The sequence below is a fragment of the Kutzneria sp. 744 genome, assembly GCF_000568255.1.
In the GTDB taxonomy this organism is placed as follows: domain Bacteria; phylum Actinomycetota; class Actinomycetes; order Mycobacteriales; family Pseudonocardiaceae; genus Kutzneria.
The window spans coordinates 9,651,547-9,670,968 of record NZ_KK037166.1; the positions used below are offsets into that span (position 1 = coordinate 9,651,547).

At 70.9% G+C, this 19,422-nt stretch carries 14 protein-coding genes and 2 pseudogenes; 11 read left to right on the forward strand and 5 right to left on the reverse strand.

Translation table 11 applies throughout. The annotated features are described in order from the left end of the window. Positions 1-226, reverse strand: a 226-nt coding sequence (locus tag KUTG_RS44145; protein ID WP_043725701.1) for an alpha-hydroxy-acid oxidizing protein, incomplete at its 3' end; no start/stop codon positions are given. A 119-nt stretch (positions 227-345) separates the two neighbouring features. On the opposite strand from KUTG_RS44145, the gene KUTG_RS44150 reads away from it, so the two are divergent. The 4 genes from KUTG_RS44150 (at position 346) to KUTG_RS44165 (ending at position 3,072) form a co-directional block, all read left to right on the forward strand. Further along, complete coding sequence (locus KUTG_RS44150) at positions 346-1,488, forward strand: PucR family transcriptional regulator (protein ID WP_043732792.1); 1,143 nt, start codon at positions 346-348, stop codon at positions 1,486-1,488. A 240-nt stretch (positions 1,489-1,728) separates the two neighbouring features. After that, positions 1,729-2,313: an MPN domain-containing protein gene (locus tag KUTG_RS44155; protein WP_043725704.1), complete on the forward strand. Its 585-nt coding sequence runs from the start codon at positions 1,729-1,731 to the stop codon at positions 2,311-2,313. Next, entirely contained in the window at positions 2,310-2,681 is a 372-nt protein-coding gene (locus KUTG_RS44160; RefSeq protein WP_052396121.1) for an SgcJ/EcaC family oxidoreductase, read from the forward strand. The genes KUTG_RS44155 and KUTG_RS44160 overlap by 4 nt, the downstream gene beginning before the upstream one ends. A gap of 13 nt (positions 2,682-2,694) precedes the next feature. Beyond that, the gene (locus tag KUTG_RS44165) at positions 2,695-3,072 is read left to right on the forward strand and encodes a VOC family protein (RefSeq protein WP_043725706.1); all 378 of its coding nucleotides are present in this window, start codon (positions 2,695-2,697) and stop codon (positions 3,070-3,072) included. 42 nt (positions 3,073-3,114) lie between these two features. Here KUTG_RS44165 and KUTG_RS44170 read toward each other — a convergent pair whose 3' ends face one another. Together KUTG_RS44170 and KUTG_RS44175 are read right to left on the reverse strand one after the other, a co-directional pair. Further along, positions 3,115-5,286 carry a discoidin domain-containing protein gene (locus KUTG_RS44170; RefSeq protein ID WP_084580509.1) on the reverse strand — a complete coding sequence of 724 codons (2,172 nt, stop codon included), beginning with the start codon at positions 5,284-5,286 and terminating at the stop codon, positions 3,115-3,117. A gap of 146 nt (positions 5,287-5,432) precedes the next feature. Then, positions 5,433-8,453: an NACHT domain-containing protein gene (locus KUTG_RS44175; RefSeq protein WP_052396122.1), complete on the reverse strand. Its 3,021-nt coding sequence runs from the start codon at positions 8,451-8,453 to the stop codon at positions 5,433-5,435. A gap of 124 nt (positions 8,454-8,577) precedes the next feature. Here KUTG_RS44175 and KUTG_RS44180 point away from each other — a divergent pair, with 124 nt between their 5' ends. From KUTG_RS44180 to KUTG_RS44200, 7 genes and pseudogenes are all read left to right on the forward strand, one after another. Next, a complete protein-coding gene (locus tag KUTG_RS44180) occupies positions 8,578-11,883 on the forward strand; it encodes a DUF4132 domain-containing protein (RefSeq protein WP_052396123.1) in 3,306 nt (1,101 codons plus the stop codon). Positions 11,884-11,890: 7 nt separating this feature from the next. After that, positions 11,891-12,952 (forward strand): ATP-binding protein, encoded by a 1,062-nt coding sequence (locus tag KUTG_RS44185; protein WP_043725715.1) that lies wholly within the window; start codon positions 11,891-11,893, stop codon positions 12,950-12,952. 90 nt (positions 12,953-13,042) lie between these two features. After that, positions 13,043-13,165 (forward strand): annotated as a pseudogene (locus KUTG_RS65490) (hypothetical protein); the annotation flags it as partial. A 64-nt stretch (positions 13,166-13,229) separates the two neighbouring features. Continuing rightward, positions 13,230-15,167, forward strand: a complete 1,938-nt coding sequence (locus KUTG_RS44190) for a DUF5682 family protein (RefSeq protein WP_255360980.1) — start codon at positions 13,230-13,232, stop codon at positions 15,165-15,167. A 150-nt stretch (positions 15,168-15,317) separates the two neighbouring features. Further along, positions 15,318-16,460 carry a VWA domain-containing protein gene (locus KUTG_RS44195; RefSeq protein ID WP_043725720.1) on the forward strand — a complete coding sequence of 381 codons (1,143 nt, stop codon included), beginning with the start codon at positions 15,318-15,320 and terminating at the stop codon, positions 16,458-16,460. After that, positions 16,457-16,666, forward strand: a pseudogene (locus KUTG_RS64660) (hypothetical protein); the annotation flags it as partial. The gene KUTG_RS44195 and the pseudogene KUTG_RS64660, both read left to right, overlap by 4 nt. Positions 16,667-16,974: 308 nt before the next feature. Continuing rightward, on the forward strand, positions 16,975-18,279 hold the full coding sequence (locus KUTG_RS44200) for a hypothetical protein (protein ID WP_232241573.1): 1,305 nt from the start codon (positions 16,975-16,977) through the stop codon (positions 18,277-18,279). On the opposite strand, the gene KUTG_RS44205 is transcribed toward KUTG_RS44200, so the two are convergent. Then, on the reverse strand, positions 18,276-18,539 hold the full coding sequence (locus KUTG_RS44205; protein ID WP_043725723.1) for a DUF1905 domain-containing protein: 264 nt from the start codon (positions 18,537-18,539) through the stop codon (positions 18,276-18,278). The genes KUTG_RS44200 and KUTG_RS44205 overlap by 4 nt on opposite strands. A gap of 110 nt (positions 18,540-18,649) precedes the next feature. Beyond that, positions 18,650-19,306, reverse strand: coding sequence for a hypothetical protein (locus KUTG_RS44210; protein WP_043725725.1), 657 nt, complete (start codon positions 19,304-19,306; stop codon positions 18,650-18,652). Between the last annotated feature and the right edge of the window lie 116 nt (positions 19,307-19,422).

A 19,422-nucleotide genomic window follows, 5' to 3' on the forward strand; every position in this document is an offset into this window, starting at 1 on the left:
TTGGCGCCGCGAACATCCGGGGCATCAGCCCCCACTTGGCGAAGGCCGACACGTTCGAACGCTGCGTGTGCTCGTCCCCCGCCCCGCCGGCGACGTACGACAGCAGCGACGGCGACAGGGCCTTCGCGGCCCGTGCCTCCAGCTCTTCGAAGACCATCGGCAGCGACGGCTGCACCCCGCGCAGCCCGCCGAAGTAGATCTCGTACTGGAAGTCGCCGAAGGCCACGATGTCCCTCCCGGTTGGCAGCTGTCACAATCCTCCGCCAGGTCAGGGCGGCAGCGTACTGCGAATTCACCCAGTTCGCCGGCATGATGCTTGTGACGGGTCACAACTGTGGAGGCGCGATGCTCGACGGTGTGCACGTGCCGGCGCTGGTGGATCGGGTGCTGGCGCGGCTGGTGGAGCGGCTGCCGACGTACGGGTCGATGCCGGTGGAGGCGCTGACGAGCGACGTCCGGCCGATGACCGAGCGCGTGCTGCGAGGCTTTGTCGAGGCGCTGCCCGAAGGGGGAATGCCGGCGGCCGAGCTGGTGGCGCAGGCGAGGGAGTCGGCGATCGCCCGTGGGGAGGAGGGCATCCCGATGGAGGCGATCCTCGACGCGTATCTGCTCGGCCTGCAGGAGTGCGTCACCCACCTGCGGCCAGAGCTGGAGAAGGGCGCCATGTCGGAGGTGATCGACTTCTTCGGGGCGGCGCTGACCTTCCAACACGTGGTGCACCAGGCGATCGCGGCCGGCTTCCTGGAGCACCGGGCGAGCACGGTGGGGGAGACGCAGGCGGCGAGGGGCGCCCTGCTGGCGGCGCTGACCGACGGAGGCGACGCGACGGACGCGGCCCTGAGGGCGGGGATCAGGCTGCCGGAGCGGTACGTGGTGGCGGCGCTGGCCATCGATCCGCACCCGGATGAGCTGCACGAAGGCGTCGACCACGTGATGGCCGGCCGCCGGAAGGTCCTCCGGGTCAGGAAGGAGCTGGAGCGGCAGGGACACGACGTGCTGACGGCATTGAGCCCGACCGGAGGCATAGCCCTCCTGGCAATGGCCGGGGACGAGCGGCTGCACGCGCGGATCACCAAGGCGGCCGGCGCGAAGGTCACCGTGGCGATGGAGGAGGCAACGCCGGCGGAGGTGCCGAGGGCGGTGCGGCTGGCGCGGGAAGTGCTTGAGGTGGCGACGAAAACCCGACAGGAGCCGGGCATCTACCGGCTCGCCGATGTGCTGCTGGAGTACCAGCTGACCAGGCCGACGGAGGCGACCCCGCGGCTCGGGGCGACCCTCGACCCGGTGGACGAGGACCTCCTGCACACCCTCGACGCCTACCTGGATGCCGGACTGCGGCGTAATGCGACGGCGAAGGCGTTGGGGGTGCACGCGAACACCGTGGACAACCGGTTGCGCAGGATCGGCCGGCTCACGGGACTGGACCCGACGCGGCCGACGGATCTGCCGATGCTGAGGGCGGCGGTGGCGGTGCGGAGGATGGCTTGAGCGGCCGGCGGGAGGGAAAGAGCGCGAGGGCCCGGTGGGCGCTTGCCGAACGACTGCTCGGATCGACGGCATCGACTGGGCCGATCGGGGTAGCAAGGCCGCGCGCAGCTTGTTTAAATGTCAACCGTTTGAGCCCAGTCGTTTGATTACAAACGATTCTGACCGAACTCTGAAGTAATACGGCCGGAACATGCGGCATCCTCGGTGCACCCAGGAGTCCGGAGGAAGAGAAACATCCGCATGCCCAGTCATCACACCCCTGCCGTGGTGGTCTGCCCGCGGGTCGTCGAGCAGTTCCTGGACACCGCCCTGCCGGTGTACGAGAGGCTCACGCCCGAACATCCACTGCCGTGTTTTGCCGTGCTGCTGGGGAAGTCCACGCCCGCGGCGATGCACGTCCGCCGACTGGCCTTCGGCGCGAACGCGAGGACGACGGCCGGAGCGGCGATCGAGGAGTTCGCGACGACCATCGTGCCGAGGTTCGGCAGCGCGTACGAGAACACCGATCGCGGCTACTGGCTGGATCCGGCCGATCTGCTGCGCATCAACCGCGAGGCGGAGCGGACGGGGATGGACATCCTCGGCTCGATCCACATGCACCCGGACTGGCACCGCATCACGCGCAAGGAAGAGGAACAGGCCTGCGCACTGTCCTCGCGGCCGACGGCGATGGACGAGCACGTGTTCGCGGAGGCGGGCTGGCCGGTCAACATCATCTGCTACCTGGAACAGGTCAACGGCCTGACCAGCTACAACGTCGAGGCGTGGAACCCGAGCGGCGAACTGCTGCCGATACGCATGAGTGTGAAGGCGGAGGCGGCATGAGCGACGAGATCAAGGCGCTGTGGCAACGAATGGCCGAAGGCTGGGCGGCGGGCGACGGCGAGCGGTTCGCCGACGTCTTCGCGCCGGACGCGGAGTTCGTGAACGTGCGGGGCGAACAGCAGCACGGCCGGGAGACGGTGGCGGCCAACCACGGGGCCCTGTTCCAGACCCGGTACCGCGACACGAAGCTCACGGCCGAGGTGCACAACATCCGGTTCATCACCGACGACGCGGCCGTGGTGCACGTGGCGTCCACAGTGCACACGCCGAACGGCGACACCACCGACACACATGCCCAGGCGGTGGTCGAGCGCCGCGACGGCGAATGGCTGATCACGGCCTTCCACAACATGATCCCAGCACGCTAGGAGCAGACAGAAGATGCCCACCGCCAAGCTGCGCCACCTCGCCTTCACCGCCCGCGACGCGGTCAAGCTGGCCCACTTCTACCGGGACCAGTTCGGCATGCGGATTTTCCACACCGACCCGGACGGCAGCCAGTTCCTCACCGACGGCTACATCAACCTGGCGATCATCCAGCAGGCCCTCGACGGCGACGTGCCGACCGGCTTCAACCACTTCGGCTTCCACGTCGACGACGTCGAAGGCGCGATGACCGGCCTCGTCGAGGCCGGCCTGCCCAAGCCGGCGTCGCGGCACACCACCCGGCCGTTCGCCGAGTACCGGGCCATCGACCCCGAGGGCAACTGGTTCGACCTGTCGGGCCACGGCTTCCTGCCGCCGACCGAAGAGCGCTGAACGCGAACGGGGGCCGCCCGAAAGCGGCCCCCGTCAACGACATCACGCCATGTCGACCTCGAACTCGGATATCTGCCCGGCCGGCCAGCCGGTGTTGCCGGTGATGGTCAGCCGCACGTACCGCTGGCTCGATGCGCCGAACGACGCCGAAGCGGTGTTGCCGGACGCCGGATCGAACACATAACCCCGTGACGCCACGAGCGTGGACCACGTGTTGCCGTCATTGCTGCCCTGCACGGCAATTGTCTGCGTGCGGGCGCCCCACGCGGAGGACGGCGGCAGCTTCAGCACGACCTTGTTGATCGAGTACCCCTGGCCGAGGTCGACGGTCAACGTCTGCGGGAAGGCGTTGTTGGTGCTCTCCCAGTAGGTGCTGGCGTTGCCGTCGTTGGCGTTGCCTGGCGGGAAGCCGCCCTGCGAGCCGCTGGCCGAGATTGCCTTGCCACGCGCCAGGTTCGTGCCGGACGACGGCGGCGCGGGCGGACCCGAGTTGGGCGGCGGCCAGGAGGCGCACTCGCCCCACGTGCCGCTGTAGCCGTTGTTGCCGGAGCCGTTGAAGGTCATCTTCGGCGCCGAGGTCGGATACGGGCAGTTGTACGTGCCGACCACGCCGACCCCGCTGGCACTGACATTGCTGATGGACACCGAGCCCTGGGTCTGCGACTGGACGACGAAGGTGCCGACGCCCTGCACGGTCGCGCCGTTGACGGTGATGCCCTGGATGGTCTTGCCGGCGCCGTTGCCGTCGATGAACTGGATCGCCTCGTACGGGCTGTCGATCGCCTTGAACCCGGTGACGTTGATGGCCACGCCGGTGATCGCCTGGTCACGGGCGTCGAACCACAGCGCCCCGACCCCGAACTGCCAGTTGGGATCCAGCGCTCCGGCCCGCAGGGTCGTGTTGTTGGACAACGTGATCGTGCCGCCGAGGGGAACGCTGCTGAACCGGTTGGCGACGAGGATGCCGCCGCCCAGCGCGTTGGTGTCCTGGACCAGGTTGCCGCTGACGGTGTTGTCGGAACCGCCGTACAGCGCGATCCCGTTGGCCAGGTTCGGCTGCACGACGGTGTTGTTGGTCAGCGAGTTGCCGGAGTCGGCCTGCCCGTTGGACCACAGTGCCAGGCCGTCGTCGCCGTTGTTGCGCAGATAGTTGTTGCTGAGTGTGGAATTGGTGACCGCGCCGTCGAAGTTGACGCCGTCGGCCATGGTGTCGATGATCCGGTTGTTGCTGATGGTCAGGTTGCTGGACGCCCCGTTCATCAGCCACAGGCCGCACTTGGTGTCCTGGATCCACAGGTTCTGCACCACGGATCCGTTGCCCAGCACGCCGTGGAAGCCGTTGTCGGGGCTGCCGTCGTTGCGCTCGGTGACGTCGCCGAAGATCGCGAAGTCGGAGAGCTTGATGTTGCCGGACGCGCCGCCGTTGTTGAAGATGTTGTTGCCGTGCAAGGTGGTGTACCACGGTCCGGCGCCGCGGATGGTCACCTGGTCGACCTGGAGGGCCGACGAGATCTCGAACCGGCCGGAGGGGATCCACACCGTCTTGCCCTGCGACTTCGCGGCCGAGATGGCGTTGCGGAAGGCCTGCGAGTCGTCGGACGAGTCGTCGGCCGTGGCCCCGTAGTCGGTCACCGACAAGGAGCCGCCGGGCTGCGCCGCCGCGCCGCCGACCTGCTCGAAGTCGGCGAGGTCGATGGTGGCCTGGCCGACGTCGCCGCCGTCGGCCTGCACCCGGACCTTGGCCCCGGCGCTCAGGTTCTGGCCCAGCAGCAGCCGGGAGTCGTCGTAGAAATGGTGATTCTTGGCGCCCGGGATCCAGCCGGTGTCGATGTACATGTACCGGGAGGTCACGGACAGGCCGCTGGCCAGCTTGGATCCGTTGACGTACACGGAAAGCCGGCCGGAGCTGCCGTCGGGCAGGTTGTAGTGGACGTTGATCGAGTTGGCCGCGGTGGGCAGCGTGAACTCGACGTACTGGCCCTGGCCGATGCGCACGGCCTGCCGGCCGGAGGCCTCGGAGGCCAGGCTGGCCTGGGTGTAGTCGGGACCGACGGCGGCGCCGTTGGTGGCCGAGCACTCGGCCTCCACCGTGCGGAACGGCACGGACGCGCCGCCGGAGGCGGTGGTCGGACAGGTGGCCGCGGCGGCCGGCACGGCCCCGGTGAGCAGGGCGGCGCCCGAGGCGATCAGCGTCGCGGCCAGCAATACGGGCATGCCAAAGGCAGGGTTGGCAGGCTTCATCGACTGCTCGCTTCCTGGTCCCGCGAGGCAGGGTGCGAGACCACGTGCAGCGGACTATACGAATTACGACACTTGGCCGCAAGAGTTGTACTGAGAAGTGAAAGAAGGCGACAACACGGTCACGCGGTGGCCAGGATGATCATTTCCGTCGGTTTCCAGTGCCCGGTCGACCGGTTCTGCAGCAGGGTGGCGCCGGCCGCGAGGGCCCGGAAACGCCGGCCCAGCTCCACCTCCCGCGGATCGGTCACCTCGCCGGCCAGGCACAGCGCGGCCAGCCGGATCGCGGAGACGGTGTCGTCGGCCAGCGGCTCGCGGCGCTCGAACACCGGCCCGGCCACCCGCTCAAACGCCACCGCGGCCAGGCACGACCAGGCCGACGGCCCCGAGTCCGAGTCCTGCTCCTCGTCCTCGTCGTCCCCGTCTGTGGCGTGATACAGCGCGATCATGTCCTTGCGTGCGGCCGTCGCCATCGGAATGAGCAGGTCCGGCGACGGGATGATCGGCTCCGGCAGCCGGCTGGCCGCGCACAGCCATTCGGCGAACCGCGCCGACCAGTTGTGGGGCGTGGCATCGGAGAACAGCCAGTCGAAGAGGTTCGACAACATCCGCCCCATCGGACGATCCGGGGTCGCGGTGTTGTCCAGGGCCTTGGGCAACGCGAACACCGCGGCCAGCACCGGCGGGAGCTCGGCGACCAGCTCACGGGCCAGCGCCGCGCCCCGCTCCAGCACCCGCCGACGCTCGGCCTTCGGGGCCAGGGCGACCGCCCGCACCACCTCGCGGGTCTGGTCGATCGCCTCGTCCAGCCGGCCGTCCCCGAACACACCCTTGGCCCGCTCCAACGCCGCCGCGATGGCCAGCGGCCGATCTTTGCTGCGCTGGCGAACCCGGGCCAGCGCCACGTCAAGGTCCATGCCCCGCACGTGACGGCGCTGTGCCTTGGTGCGCACGTTCTCCAGCGCCCACTCCAGCCGCAGCGTCAGCAGCCGGGCTTCGACCAACGCCTGCACCAGCAGCAGCCGGGCCAGCGTGATGTTCCAGCGTCCGACGTCGTCGGCGACGGCCCTGGTCAGCGCGGAATCGCTGACCAGGTGGGGATTGCGCTGCCGACTCCACAGCTCCTGACCGGACCCGATCCACACCGCGCACGGCGGCAGCGACAGCTCCGCCAGCTGCTCGGCGTCCGGCAGCCGATAGGCCTGGCTGGCGGAGATCTTGTTGACCCAGTTGGTGAACGCCACCGCGTCGGTGCCGCGAACGCCCAGCACCGGCTTGTCGCGGCTGTATCGGACGTCCTTCCGATCCGGTCCGGGCCACCCGGTTTCCTGTCGGTACAGCCAATACAGGCCGTTGGTCACCGGCCGCGCGCAGATCCGGCCGCCGCTGGCGGTCCGCGCGACATGCCGCAGCTGCCGGGTGACCAGCACGCCGGCCATCAGCCGCCGACGATCGGCCGGAGCCCCTGGGGCGTAGGCGGAATCCAGCAGCCCGTCGATCCGATCCCGCAGCTCGGGGGCCAGCTCGCTGGCCTCCTCGGCGCAGTCGAAAGCCAGCAGCAGCGCCGTCATGCTGGCCGACTCAAGGCAGGCGGCGACGATCTGGTCCGCGTCGGCGCCGGCGACGTAGAGCAGCGTCGTCTCCCGCCACCACACGTCGTCCACCCTCTCGGCCAGCACGTGCGCCAATCGCTTGTCCCTCACGTGACAGGCGGCCAGATACTCCTGGAAAGTGTGGTGGGCGAAGGAGAAGATGCCGCTCTCCCGCTCGATCAGCAGTCCGTTGGAGCTGACGTCGCTCAGGAAGTCCTCGACACTGACCTCACGGGACATCCGTCGCAGCCCGGCACGGATCGCCGTCGTGACAACATCTTTCGGCACGTCGCGGGTCTGCCGCTCCATCATCCGGTACGCCAACCCGCGCAGCAGCGCCTCTTTGCGGTCGCCCCGCAGCTCCACCGGCAGCTTCTTGGTCTCCTGCCGTCGCCACAGCATGACCTCGCAGATCTCACCGTACAGATCGGCTCGACTGCCCGGCAGCACGCCCCGATACCGGTGCACGTTGGCCATCATGGTGAGCAGCAAGGGATTCACGGTCAGCTGATGCAGAGAGGGCGCCTGGGCCAGGCGGTCCAGCAGGTCGTGGGCGGCCTTGTCGGCCCGCTGCCGCGCGGTGTCGGCCCCGCCGGTGATCTTTCGTTCCAGGGCGGAATACCAGCGGTGCACGAACTCCGTGACCTGACCGTCGTTGAAGTTGCACACCTGCAACACGATCGTGCCGGTGACGCGGGCGGTGCGGTAGCCGTGGGGCCTCGACGTGACAACAAAATCGTTGCGTGGATACTGTCGAACCTGGTGCTCCACCCACGCCGCGACCGTCTCCCGGTCCTGCTGCCGCGCCACCTCGTCCAGGCCGTCCAACAGCACCACGCAACTGCCGGCCATCAGTCGCCGCTCGAACCAGTTGCCGGGGTCCTCGATGTTGTACCGCTCCAGTTCGCGGCGCAGCAGCGCGGCGACGCTGATCCGCGGACTGGCCACAATGGACGCCACGTGGTCACGGAGGTAGAGCAGCATCGGCACCTTGCGGCGACGGCCACGGGGCTGCTTGAGGATCTCACGGCCGGTCTGCCGCAACAGGGTCGTCTTGCCGCTGCCCGGCGCACCGAGCACCGCCAGCACCTGCGGCTGCGGCCGGTCGAGGAACTCCCACAGCCGCCGCCGCTCCTCCCCACCGACGTTCTCGTCGCCGATCAGCCCCACCTGCGCCTTGTCCGGCGACCGCGGCTCCAGGCTGACGTCGACGAAGATCTCCTCCAGATCCGGCTGGTAGAAGCCGGTGTTGGCCGGTCCCTGCGCCTCCGAGGCCCGCAGCAGCGGCAGCATGAAGTCCCGGTACTTGCGGCCGAAGCCGCTCAGCCACCGCACCACCGCCTGGTCCAGACCCTTGACCGCCCGCTCACGCCACTTCGTGGCCACGTCGCCGAGGATGTCCCCGATGTACACCAGCACCGCGACGGCGCCCTCGCACAGCACGAGCAGCAAGAACGCGAGCGCCGGTCGGCCCTCCGCCAGCCCGACCGCCGCGGGCACGCCACCGGCGAGCGCCGCCGCCAACCGCGCCCGGTTCGAGGTTCGTCCCACGGGCTGGCTTATCGCGGCTGCCGCCAGGACGTGACGTCAACTCGCCCGTTCGGCGCAAACCGGAGATTGTCAGACCTCTCCCGTAGGGTTCGTCCCAGTGCGGGCTCAGGAGGGGAAAACAAGGGTGGAGCTGGAAAACACGCTGGTCATCCCGGACCACGCGCGGCGGTATGTCCGGCTGCGGCGGGACCGGGAGCTGCTGCGGACGTTCGAAGTGGACCACGGGAAGGTCGAGCGGGGTCGGGCGGACCTGGCCACGTACCGGGCCGAGATCGTCGCAACGCTGGACCACGAGCTCACCGCGCCGGCGTTGGCCGAGGCCGGCCACGCCTATCTGGCCGGCGAGCGGAATCCCCAGGGGGCGGGGGCCGTGATGGCCGCCCGCAACGTGTGGCGGGCCGACGGGCACGACTGGATCGAGCAGCACGGGCCGGTGTTCGCCGCCGAGGCGCTGCTGGCCTACAGCCGCCTGGTGGCGTCCAACATAGCCGCGGGCCAGTACGAGTCCCGGCACCATCTGCGGGAACGGGTGCTCCCGGACGACAACCTGGAGTGGACCTGGCGGGCCGGCGGGGCCGCCGAGGCCGTGCGGGACGCGTTGGCCTGCGCCGACGACGCCGAGTACGCGGCGGCGATCGCGCTGCTGGCCCAGCACCGGCACGACGAGCTCGGCCGGCTGCTCGCGGCGTTCCTCGTGCCGAACGAGACGGCCTGGGTGGACGACCTGATCGCCCATCGGGACCAGCACGGGCCGGCGCGTGCCCTGTCCGAACTGACCATCGGCGTGCCCGGCACTCCTCAGCAGTGGCGGGCCCTTGGCGTGTCGCTGTGGGCCCTGGATACCCACGTCTACACGCTGGTGCACACCCTCGGCCCCGACGCCGCCCCGCTGCTCGCGTCCACACTGGACGGTGACGCGGCCGGTGGCGACACCCGAAAGCAGCTGGTCGCGGCGCTGGCGTTGCTGCCGACCGATGAGGCGTTCGGAATGCTGCTGTCCCGGGCCGGGCAGAAGCACGTCCAGGGCGGCCTGATCGCCGCGATGCGGCGGTTCCCGCACCGCGCCGTGCGCATGCTGGCCGTCGCGGCCGGCCGGGACAAGACGGCGCAGCGGCTGCTTTTCGGCCTACTGCAAGCGGATCCGGACCTCGTGAACGAGTCGTGGTCGGAGAGCGTGCGAGCCGGGCTGGACGGAGTGCTCGCCGCCATGGAACGTGTGCCGGAGGCGGAAGCCGACAAGCTGCCGCCGCTGCTGGTCAGTCCACCGTGGACGGTGAAGCGGGCCAAGGGCAGGTCGACCCCGCCGGCCGGGATCGAAGCGCCGACGGGGACCGTCGTCAGCTGGCTGCCGGGTGAACGCGAGCAGTGGGCGGAGATCCGCGCCGGCTACGGCTCCACGCCGGAGGAGCGGCGCGGCTACCTGCTCAAGCAGATGCCGGTCCTGCCGGGCAAGGAGCCGGACTGGCAGCACGCCGCCGACCTGATGCGGGACCACCGGGCCAAGCCCGACGTCTCCGCGGGCCTGCTCCTGCTCGGGCCGGAGGACCTCGCCCGTCCGTTGCTCGACGGCCGGTGCAAGCTGCCGCGGCAGGAAGCCCTGTACCTGGAGCACATCCTGGCCCGGTTCGAGGCCGACGCGGTGCCGATGACGCTGACCTGGGTGCAGCAGTCCATGCCCGCCTACGGCCATCTGCTGCTGCCGGTCGTCAACGCGGACATCACGCGGGTCATGGCCAACGCCTACTCGAAGCTGAAGAGCATGCGGGACCTGGCCGCCGGCTGGTTCGCCCGCCACGGCACGGTTGTCGTCCCGTACCTGCTGCCGGCGGTGTTCTACGGGACCGCCGCGGAGCGCAAGATCGCGGAGGCGGCGCTGCGGCTGATGGCCACGCAGACCTCCCCCGACGCTGTGCTGGCCGAGGTCGAGCGGTTCGGGCCGGAGGCGCGCGCGGCGGTGGAAGCGTTGGTCGGCACCGACCCGTTCCAGCAGCTGCCGGCCAAGATGCCGGCGATCGGCGACTGGGCCGACGTCGACCTGCTGCCGCAGATCCGACTGCGCGGCGGCGACGGCCTGCCGCGCGAGGCCACCCGGCACCTGCTGACCATGCTGGCCATCTCCCGTGTCGACGAGCCGTACGCGGGCGTGGCCGTGGTGCGGGAGCTCTGCGACCCGAAGTCGCTGGCCGAATTCGCCTGGGCGCTGTTCGAGGAGTGGCGTGCGGGCGGCGAGGTCACCAAGGACAACTGGGCGCTGACCGCGGTCGGCCTGCTCGGTGACGACGACTGCGTGCGGCGGCTGGCCCCGATCATCCGGGCCTGGCCGGGCGAAGGCGGCCATGCCAAGGCCGTGTCCGGGCTGGACGTGCTGGCCGCGATCGGCACCGACGTGGCGTTGATGCACCTCAGCTCCATCGCGCAGAAGGTGAAGTTCAAGGCGCTCAAGCAGCGGGCCCAGGAGAAGATCGCCGCCGTCGCCGAGGGGATCGGGCTGACCGCCGACCAGTTGGCCGACCGGCTCGTGCCCACCTTCGGCCTGGACGACGCGGCCACGCTGCGCGTCGACTACGGCTCGCGGTCCTTCACCGTGGGCTTCGACGAGCAGCTCAAGCCGTACGTGATCGACGGGGACGGCAAGCGCCGCAAGGACCTGCCCAAGCCCGCGGGCAAGGACGACGCCGAGCTGGCGCCGGCCGAGCACGCGAGGTTCGCCGCGCTGCGCAAGGACGTCCGCACGGTGGCGGCCGACCAGATCCTGCGGCTGGAGAACGCCATGGTCCACCAGCGCGACTGGTCGGCCGAGGAGTTCACCACCCTGCTGGCCGGGCATCCGCTGCTGTGGCACATCGTGCGGCGGCTGGTGTGGATCGACGACGCCGGCACGGGGTTCCGGCTGGCCGAGGACCGCACGCTGGCCGACGTCGACGACAACACCTTCGAGCTGCGCCCGGACGCCCGGGTCCGGCTCGCCCACCCGCTGACCCTCGGCGACGCCGTGACCGCCTGGTCCGAGGTGCTGGCCGACTACGAGATCCTCCAGCCGTTCCCGCAGCTCGGGCGGCCCACGTTCACGCTGACCGACGAGGAGCGGGCGGCGACCTGGCTGCACCGGTTCGAGGGCGTCAAGGTGCCGGTCGGCAAGCTGCTGGGGCTGACCAAGCGGTCCTGGCAGCGGACGCCGCCGCAGGACAACGGCTGCGAGTGGACCATCGTGCGACCCTCGCCCGGGGTCACGGCGGTGCTGCCCCTCGATCCCGGCATCACCGTAGGCATGATCGACATGGACCCGGAGCAGGTCCTGGGCGCGATCAAGTTGGACGTCGAGGGCGGCGACGGCTGGTGGAACCACCAGGCGCCGCTGCGCCCGTTCGGCGAGCTGGACCCGATCACGGCCTCCGAGCTGCTGGCCGAGCTGACCGCGCTGACGAGCTGAGGCGACGATGAACCTGCAACGGCCTCCCACCGAGATCCGCTACGCCGACGAGCTGGCCACGCTCCGGGCCACGGACACCGATCCCCGTCCACCGGGCTGGGCGCTGAGCCTGGCCGCGGCCCGGCGCTTCATCGTGGGGGACAACGGGATCAGCCGGAAGTTCGTCGGCGATCCGTCCCTGGTCGACCGGGCGCTGGTCACGCTGGCCACCAGCCGCGGCCTGATGCTGGTCGGCGAGCCCGGCACGGCCAAGTCCCTGCTGTCCGAGCTGATCGCGGCGGCGGTGTCCGGCGAGTCCACGCTGACCGTGCAGGGCGGGGCGGCGACCACCGAGGACCAGATCAAGTACTCCTGGAACTACGCCCTGCTGGTGGCCGAGGGGCCGACACCGCGGTCGCTGGTGCCGGCGCCGATGCTGCGGGGCATGGCCGAGGGCAAGCTGGTGCGGTTCGAGGAGATCACCCGCTGCCCGCTGGAGGTCCAGGACTGCATGCTGTCGCTGCTGTCCGAGCGGGTGCTGGCCATTCCCGAGCTGACCGGCGCCGACGGCATGGTGTTCGCGCAGGCTGGTTTCAACGTGATCGCCACCGCCAACACGCGAGACCGCGGCGTGAACGAGATGAGCGCGGCCCTGAAACGCCGCTTCAACTTCGAGACGGTGTTCCCCATCCCCGACTTCGACACCGAGCTGGGCCTGGTGGAGCAGGAGGCGGCCCGGCTGCTGGAGCAGTCCGGGGTCGAGATCGCGCCGCGGCGGGACGTGCTGGAGGTGCTGGTCACCGCGTTCCGGGAGCTGCGCGGCGACGGCGGCCAGGTCGACCGCCTGTCCACGGTGATGAGCACGGCCGAGGCGGTGTCGGTGGCGCACGCGGTCGGGCTGCGTGGCTGGTACCTGCGCGGGGAGGCTGGGACGGCGGCGGACATCGTGGAGTGCCTGGCCGGCACGGCGGCCAAGGACAACGCCGACGACCTGGCCCGGCTGCGGCGCTACCTGGAGCAGCAGGCCCCGCGCCGGCACGGTCAGCAGTGGCAGGCCCTGCACGCGGCCCGACACCTGCTGCCCGGCTGATGGCCGTCACGTACATCGGGGTCCGTCACCACAGTCCGGCGTGCAGCCGGCTGGTCGCCGCCAACCATCGAGGCGGTCCGGCCGGCGCACGTGCTGATCGAGGGGCCGTCCGACCTGAATCCGCGCCTCGACGAGCTGCTGCTCGGCCACGAGCTGCCGATCGCCGTCTACACCTACTACCGGGACGACCAGCGCGTGCACGGCTCGTGGACGCCGTTCTGCGACTACTCGCCGGAGTGGGTGGCGTTGACGGTCGGCCGGGACCACGGCGCCCCAGGTGCGGTTCATCGACCTGCCGGCGTGGCATCCGGCCTTCGCCTCGCGCAGCAACCGGTACGCCGACGCCGATCACCGGTACGAGGCCGTGACCGAGCGGCTGTGCCGGGACTTCGCCGTCGACAACGCCGACACGCTGTGGGATCACCTGGTCGAGGCGGTGCCGGACGACGGCCTGGCCGAGCGGCTGACCACGTACTTCGATGTGGTGCGAGGGGAATCGCCGGCCGGTGAGGACGATCAGGCGCGCGAGGAGTACATGGCCTCGTGGGTGCGGGCGGCGGCCGCCGAGGGTGACGTTGTTGTTGTCACGGGCGGATTTCACACGCCGGCGATCCGCGCGCTGGCCGTCGGCGTGGGGGAGTGGCCCGAGGTGCCGGAGCCGCCGCCGGATGCGGTCGGCGACAGCTATCTCGTGCCGTACTCGCACAAACGGCTGGATTCGTTCACCGGCTACCAGTCGGGAATGCCGTCGCCGGAGTACTACCAGCGGCTGTGGACCGACGGCGTTGCCGGCGCGGCGGATGCCATGGTGGAGGCAGTGGTGGCCCGGCTGCGGGGGCGCAAACAGCCGGTGTCGACCGCCGACCTGATCGCCGCGCGCACGTTGACGACCGGCCTCGCCCGGCTCCGTGGGCACGAATTCCCTTCGCGCACCGACGTTCTGGACGGCCTGGTCAGCGCGTTGGTGCACGACGACCTGCCACAGCCGCCGCCGTGGAGCCGGCGCGGGCCGATCGCCGTCGGCACGCATCCCGCCGTCGTGGAGATGGTGGCGGCGTTCAGCGGCGACCGCGTCGGCCGGCTGCACGAGGCGACGCCGCTGCCGCCGCTGGTCGTGGCCGTGGCCGGCGATCTGGAGCGGCTGAAGCTGGATCACGAGGGCGGCGTCGGCCTGGACCTGACGGTGCCGCTGGATCTGGAGCGGAGCCGGACCCTGCACCGGCTGCGGGTGCTCGGCGTGCCCGGGTTCGAGCGGCTGTCCGGGCCGTCGGGCGGGGCCGATCCGGTGCTGGACGAGCGGTGGCAGCTCACGCCGTCCGACCACCGGCTGCCGGCGTTGATCGAGGCCGGCGCCTACGGCGCGACGCTGCCGGACAGCGCCGCCGCGGCCATGCGGGAGCGGATACCCGGTGCCGGTATCGCGGACCTGGCCTCGCTGCTGTTCGACGGGGCCCTGTGCGGGATCGACTCGTGGACGCCGGAGATCGCGTCCTCGCTGGCCGCCGGCATCGCCCGGGCCGGTGAGCTGGACGCCCTCGGGCAGGTGTTGGCCACCGTGCTGGGTTTGTGGCGGCACGACCGCCTTTTCGGCACCGCCGGCAGCCCCGTCTTCGCCCCGATGATCGTCACCGCCGTCCAGCGGTCACTGTGGATCATGGAGGGCATTCGCGGCGGCCCCGCCCCGGCCGAGCCACGGCGGCTCCGCGCCGTCGCCGCGTGCCGGGATGCCGTCCTGCACGCCGGTCCCGCCCTCGGCCTCGACCGCCCGTCCGCCTTGGCCGTCGCCGCCCGCGTGGCCGCCAACGCCGATGCGCCGCCCGATCTTCGCGGCGCCGCCTGCGGCTTCGGCTGGTCCCTCGGCGACGACGTCGACGCCGCCCGGGCCGTTGCCGGCGTCTCCACCCCTCGCACCCTCGGCGACTGGCTGGCCGGGCTCTTTGCCGTCGCCCGCGACCGCGTGCTGTCCGAGGAGCGGATCGTCACCGTGCTCGACGACATCGTCAGCACCATGACCGAGGAGGACTTCCTGATCGCGCTTCCCGCCCTGCGTCAGGGTTTCTCCTTCTTCCCGCCGTCCGAACGCGAGACCATCGCCCGCATGCTCGGCGGGTCGCGCGCGTTGCTGCGGGCCGACGTCGATCCGCTGATCGTGGCCAGGGCGATGGCCCTGGAGACCACCGTGGACAGTGTCCTGGCCGAACTGGGGTTGCTGTGACCGAGCTTGCGAGGGCACCATTCTCTACAGAGACCCGGGTCGCAGACCCGCCGAGCGCTGGCGAGGCGGGACTGTGACCGAGCTTGCGAGGGCACCATTCTATGCAGAGACCCGGGTCGCAGACCCGCCGAGCGCTGGCGAGGCGGGACTGTGACCGATCTGGAGCGATGGCGGCTCATCCTCGGCGAGCCGGCCGAGCGGCACTGCGGCGGCCTGTCCGGCAACTCCGGCGACGGCGCCGGCGGCGCCGGTGGTCGCGGCGGCAACGCCGGCCGTGACGCGGCGCTGGAATGGCTCTACGGCAGGGATCCCGAGCTCCGGCGCCAAGGCGTGCGGACCGGGGGCCAGGGCGAATCGGTGCTGCGGACCGTGGACTGGCTCGACGACATCCACCGGCTGTTCCCCAAGGACACCATCGAGCGGCTGGAACGGGACGCGGTCGAGCGGTACGGGATCACCGACGTGGTCACCGATCCCGCTGTGCTGTCACGGATCGAGCCCAACGCCGCCCTGCTGCGGGCGGTGCTGCGGACCAAGCACCTGATGAACCCCGAGGTGCTGCTGATGGCCCGGCGGATCGTCGCGGCCGTGGTCGAGGAGCTCATGCGCCGGCTGGCCCGTGAGGTCCAGCAGCCCTTCACCGGCACCCGCAACCGGCGGCCCAGCAACGTCAAGAACTCCCGCAACTTCGACTTCCGCGCCACCATCCGGGCCAATCTCGCGCACTACCAGCCCGAGCACCGGCGCGTGCTGATCGAGCGGCCCCGGTTCGTCAGCCGCACCCGCCGGCACGTCGACCAGTGGCAGCTCGTGCTCATCGTCGACCAGTCCGGCTCGATGGTCGACTCGGTGATCCACTCCGCGGTCACCGCCGCCTGCCTCTGGGGCCTGCCTGGCCTGCGCACGCACCTCATCGCCTTCGACACCAACGTCGTCGACCTCACCTCGGACGTCGTCGACCCGGTCGAGCTGCTGATGAAGGTTCAGCTCGGCGGCGGCACCGACATCGCCCGCGCCGTCGCGTACGGGGCCGGCCTCATCGACAACCCCCGCCGCGCCATCCTCGCCGTCATCACCGACTTCTACGAGGGCGGCAGCCCGTACCACCTGATCCAGACCGTGCGCGGCCTGGTCGAGCAGGGCACCCACGTCCTCGGCCTGGCGGCGCTGGACGAGGACGCCAATCCCAGCTATGACCGCGATCTGGCCCAGCGCCTCGCCGACGTCGGCGCCCATGTCGGCGCGATGACGCCGGGGGAGCTGGCCGAGTTCGTGGCGGAGAAGGTCGGATGAGCCGCGCGGATCTCCTTGCCCTCACTGAGGAATCCCTCATCGCCCTGGCCAACCGCGGCCTGGTCAAACGGGCGGCCAAGGAAACCGGCGTGGTCATCGAGACCGATGCCGACGGCACTGTGCGGGCGCAGTTCGCCGATGGCGTCTCGGCCGTGCTGCCGCCCGGCGTCGGGTTGGAGGCGGCCACCTGTTCCTGTGGCGCGCCCGGTGTTTGCCGGCACCGGATCGCGGTTGTGCTGGCGTACCAAAGGGATCACGGCGCAACGGCTGCGGCTTTCGAACCGTGGTCGCCGGGGGAGCTGAGCGACGAGCTGCTGACCGCCGAGTTCGACGAACGGACGATGGCGGCGGCCAGGAAGACCCATCGGTCGGGGTATCCGGTGCGGCTGCGGCGGCCGACCGCCGGGGATCCGGTGGCCAGCGCGGAACTGCCGCTGTGCACGGTCCGGTTTCCTGATGCTGGGAAGCTCGGCTATGTCACCCGACGTCACGGCGGCCCAAGCGGGACGAGTTCGTGGTGTTGGCGGTGTGGGCGTTCCGCGAGGCCGACGAACGCGGGGAGCTGGCCTTCGAGGCTGGGGGTGGGGGAGACCGCGAGGGCTTCGCTGAGGCGGTGGCGCTCGTGGATCAGCTGCTCCTGGACGGGGCGGTCAACGCCAGCCCAGTACAAGAGGCGGGCCTACGGCGTGCGCAAAGGGAGCTGGCGGACCGGAATCTGCACTGGCCGGCGGCCGCGATGGCGGAGCTGGTGGATCAGCTCGGGGCGTACCGCGGCCGAAACGCGGAGTACGAGACGCGGCGGTTCGCGGCGTTGATCAGCGAGCTGCACGCCCGGCACCGGTCGACCGGCCCGAAGTCGCAGGTCCTGGGCAGCGACGAGAAGGCCGAGACGCAGCTGAAGCGGGTGCGGCTGACGGCGCTGGGCTGCCGAGTGGTGGACGAGCACACCGCAGAGGTCTACTTCGCCGGCCAGACCACGGTTTTTGTACTCCGGCACCGTTCGGAGAAGATCGACGCCGCCCGCCGCGTCGCCGGCAGCACCCTGGGGCGGCTGGCCGTGGGCAACGTGGTGTCGGAGTCGGCCGTGCGCAGTGCGAGCCGGGTCGTGCGGCTGACGACGAGCCGGGTGTCCAAGACCTCGGTCACGGCGGTGGGGGAGGCCTGGACGGAGCTGCCGGACACCGTCCTTGCCGGGGATTTCGCCGCGCTGGAAAGGGAATTGGCCGCGCTGCCGCCGGCCTTCGTGCGGGCCCGGGTCGAGGCCGAGCTGGTCCGGGTCCTCCCGATCGCCGAGGTCCTGGGCGTCGGCTACGACCCCGGCTCGCAACGCCTCGACGCCGTGATCGCCGACGCCAACGGCACCACCGCCACCGTCTCCGCCCGGTACAGCCGCTTCCGCCCGGCCGCCCTCGACGCCCTGGCCCAGGCCTTGGCCGCCGACCCCCGGATGATCAGCGGCGCGGTCCGACGCGTCAACGGCGCCGTGGTGCTGGACCCCTACGCCGTGCTGACGCCCGACGGCGTCGTCGTGCCGGACCTCGCCGACGGGGAGCCCGCCGCGCTCGCCGCCATGGCGTGGGCGGAGCCGGACCCCGTGTCCCATGCCGTCGCCACCGCGCTGGAGGTCGCCGCCGAGGCCGCGCACCGGGGCCTCGGCCACCTCACCGACGGCGTCCGCCGCCGGCTCGACCACGCCGCCGCCACCCTGCGCAGGGTCGGCTTGACCCGGACCGGTGACCTGCTGTCCGAGGCCCACACCCCGGCTTCCTGGCACGCTGCGCACATTCGCCTGCTCGTGCTGGCCGAGCGGAGCGGCTAGAGGCGCTCGTCGAGGCGGATCCGGACCTCGTCGCCGACGTCCTTGCCGATGGCCTTGCGGACCGCGGACTTCACGGGGAGCTTGTGCGTGCCGTCGCCCAGCGCCATGAAGGAGCTCTCGAACGGCACGCCGTCAACGGTGCCGCGCACCTTGACCAGGCCGTGGGTGCCGAAGAACTCGGCGGACCGCGGCCACACGACATAGGTCCAACCGCCCTTGGCCGGGCTCTTGACCAGCGTTGCGGTGAATTCAGTCAGCATGCCCCAGTATCGAAGCCGCGAGCCGCTTTTCGACACCCCCCGCGAGTCCCGCTCTCCGGCACACCGAAATACGGTTTCCGGCACATCGTCGGTGAGCTGACGCTGGGAACTCAGCGCTGGGGAGTCTCACCCTCCGACGTCTCCGCCGCCGGCTCCTCCGACGTCTCCGCCGCCGGCTCCTCCGACTCCTCCGGCTCGTCCAGCCGGTACACGACGGGCGCGTCCACGTCCTCGTCCGGCATGGGCGGCAGCTCGACGACGATGGGGTCGCGGCGCACGGGGGAGGCGATGGCGACCAGGGCGCACGCGGAGCCGAGCAGGGCGAGCCAGATGCCGATGCCCAGGCGCGGGGCGACGTCCTGACCGGACACGCCGGCGATCTCGGCCAGGAAGACGCCGGTGCTGTAGCCGGAGGCGGACAGGAAAAGGCCGGCGGCGACGCCGAGACCGCCGGCGACCAGGGAGGCGTTGCGGGTCCACCGGAACTCGGCCCGGAGGCTGGCGGCGGCGATCACGATGAGCGCCGCCCCGCAGACCAGGGTGATCACGCCGACGTACTGCTGGATGGTGTGCCCGATGCCGAGGTCGAGGCCCCAGCCGGTGATGGACGCCAGCGACTCGCCGCCGACCCCGGGCAGCGAGACCAGGTTCACGAAGGTGCTGACGATCAGCAGCACCCCGGAGACGGCCAGGAACGCGACGGCACGGGTGCCGGGCCGCGCCGCGAGGGAGTGAACGGGAATGGGCGCGGTGTCCTCGTTGGGCATCCGCCCACGGTAACGGCCGCTCCGGGCGGCCCCGCACCGAGGCTGGTGCCGTTCCCGAACGCCACCTCCCCCGAGGAAGCTCGGGAACGGCACCGAGACCACCGTGTCACACGGAC